This window comes from Microcoleus sp. A6-C6 (assembly GCF_036705955.1).
Classification (GTDB): domain Bacteria; phylum Cyanobacteriota; class Cyanobacteriia; order Cyanobacteriales; family Microcoleaceae; genus Microcoleus.
On the sequence record NZ_JAUBVR010000186.1, the window covers coordinates 1 to 1,370 of the forward strand.

Below are 1,370 nucleotides of genomic sequence, written 5' to 3' on the forward strand. Positions count from 1 at the left end.
ATCATTAAATGGTGCACACCCGATCATTGCCTTTTTGTCAAGTACAATTTATACCAAATTAGATGAGCTTGCCCTGGTTCATTTAGCAGATGGAGGGAACTACCAAACCTTGATTAATGAAGCGTTGCGTCAATATATTCAGCAGAGTTCTGAGCCTTTGGAAGAAACTTTGCGAAGAGTTGTACGAGAAGAACTTCAGCGCATTGAAAAGTGAACTGCTTACAGAGGGCTAACATGACACGGCATCTAATTATAGTTGATATGGAACAATACTTAAAAGTGAGTGAAGTTATTGATTGGCAACATCCCAAAATTATGGAATGTGCTAAACAAATCGCATCGGGTTCTGAGACACCAAGGGCGATCGCCAAAGCGTGTTTTGAGCGGGTGCGAGATGAAATTTATCACAGTTATGACTATCAAATGAGTCCTGTTACCTGTCGAGCTTCAGACGTTCTTCAGCACAAAACAGGTTATTGCTATGCAAAAAGTCACTTGTTAGCAGCGTTACTCAGAGCAAATGACATTCCAGCAGGTCTTTGTTATCAGCGGTTGAGTATTGATGATCAAGGTGCACCTTACTGCTTGCACGGGTTGAATGCTATCCATTTACCTGAAGTTGGTTGGTATCGGGTTGATGCCAGAGGTAACAAAGAAGGAGTCAACGCTCAATTCACTCCACCTCAAGAACAGTTAGCGTTTAAGATTCAGTTTCCTGAAGAGGCAGATTTTTCAGCTATATTCTCAGAGCCGCTTCAAATCGTTATAGAAGCATTGCAACGACAGAATACATGGGATGATCTGCTTCGTAATATCCCAGACATTTCGTTGGAGTCAGCGAATAGTTATGGTCTGCTATGATAGACCTCGAATCCTGCTTTGTCAGCCACAGCGTTGTGAATTGTTTACCGGAGACAAGAGAAGACGGGGCGGTTGAAACCGCTTCTACACAAACAAAACCCGCCGACGCGGGTTGAAGAAGACCGGGCAGTTGAAATTAGGTTATTTTTTTCATTCCACTATGTTCGCCGCACGTGATAATGATTTAGGATTGGTAATAGTGATTTCTACGCTTAAGTCAAAACCCGCTCCATGATAAATCAAAACATCCTCCAATACGAATCAAAAATCTGGGCAACGGCTGACCTGCTGCGGGGTTGCGGCATTAAAGAATCGGAATGGCCGTCCTACATGATGCCGTTTTTTGCCCTGGTGATGATTGAAAGCCGTTTGGTGAGGATGTTTGATCAACTGAAACTAGAAATTGGTGAAGAAGCCCTGCTAGATGTTTCCCCAGAGGGTGCATCTCACTTTGGCAAATACATCAAATTGAAAGTTGACCGTTGAGATAAGCACAGCGAAGAGAAAGG

Annotated in this window: 2 protein-coding genes and 1 pseudogene; all 3 read left to right on the forward strand. The window is 43.2% G+C overall.

All coding sequences use genetic code 11. From position 1 onward, the window contains the following. Positions 1-214, forward strand: a pseudogene (locus QUB52_RS29095) (hypothetical protein); the annotation flags it as partial. A 20-nt stretch (positions 215-234) separates the two neighbouring features. Further along, positions 235-861: a transglutaminase-like domain-containing protein gene (locus QUB52_RS29100; protein ID WP_332975683.1), complete on the forward strand. Its 627-nt coding sequence runs from the start codon at positions 235-237 to the stop codon at positions 859-861. A gap of 231 nt (positions 862-1,092) precedes the next feature. Beyond that, positions 1,093-1,347, forward strand: a complete 255-nt coding sequence (locus QUB52_RS29105) for a hypothetical protein (RefSeq protein WP_332975684.1) — start codon at positions 1,093-1,095, stop codon at positions 1,345-1,347. Positions 1,348-1,370: the final 23 nt, after the last annotated feature.

What these genes read in the sequence shown, in the direction of transcription:
- QUB52_RS29100 (WP_332975683.1), top strand. Translation starts at nt 235, where the DNA reads ATGACACGGCATCTAATTATAGTTGATATGGAACAATACTTAAAAGTG.
- QUB52_RS29105 (WP_332975684.1), top strand. Translation starts at nt 1,093, where the DNA reads ATGATAAATCAAAACATCCTCCAATACGAATCAAAAATCTGGGCAACG.